Raw genomic sequence first — 822 nt, 5'->3', positions numbered from 1 at the left:
AAACATACTAAGATTAGTAGTGAGGAAATCTCCGACGGGAGAAAGTACTCACTACTTTTTCTTTATGATAAAGTAGAGGTGTCTTGTTAAGTCGTAGGGCTTTTTGACGCTAGACGTCGCAACAAAAACTGGCAAGACACCTGTTTTAGAAAGAATGTTATCAAAGTATGTGGGACGCCAGACGTCGAGTATTGAAAATGACATCACTAAAACAAGGAATCATTCAAGACAAAGAGGTAATATCATGCGAGTAGTATTTGGGATTGACGTGAGTAAAGTAAGTTCAGAAGTAGCCATTCTAGTTAACGGCGAGAAAGTTCATGGCTATACCATGTCCAATGATGCCATTGGCTTTTCTCGGCTACTTGGCGATTTGAAAACCGTCCACAAGCCAGAAATCATCTTTGAAGCAACAGGCGTCTATTCTCGTCGTCTTCAAACTTTTCTGGATGAACATGGCTACGCTTATACACGACTCAATCCCTTAGAAGCCAAGAAGCAACTGGATAGCTTGCGTGTGAGAAAAACAGATCAAATTGACGCCGAAAAACTAGCTCAATCTCAGTTTGTACTGAATCGTAAAACGACGTATGTCCAAAAAGAAGTCTACCAAAACTTGCGGGATCTCAGCCGTTTCTATCAGAATCTGACCGAGGACATTGTTCGAGCTAAAAACCGCCTGCACAAGGCCTTACAGGTCACTTTCCCTGAATTGGAAAATATCTTGTCAACACCAACTGGTGAACAATACTGGAACCTGGTCATAGCTTTTCCTTGCAAGGACTTCGTGCTTGATTTAAGCAAGGACGAACTCTCAGAAAG

The 822-nt window shown here is 41.8% G+C and carries 1 protein-coding gene; it reads left to right on the top strand.

Features of this window, described 5'->3' with window-relative positions:
* Positions 1–244 precede the first annotated feature (244 nt).
* Positions 245–822 (top strand): IS110 family transposase (locus tag C1E99_RS12065; protein WP_153060211.1); only part of this gene is annotated, 578 nt, incomplete at its 3' end.

This window comes from Streptococcus suis, assembly GCF_002964045.1.
Lineage (GTDB): Bacteria > Bacillota > Bacilli > Lactobacillales > Streptococcaceae > Streptococcus > Streptococcus suis_U.
This window is presented reverse-complemented; position numbering and strand designations above follow the sequence as displayed.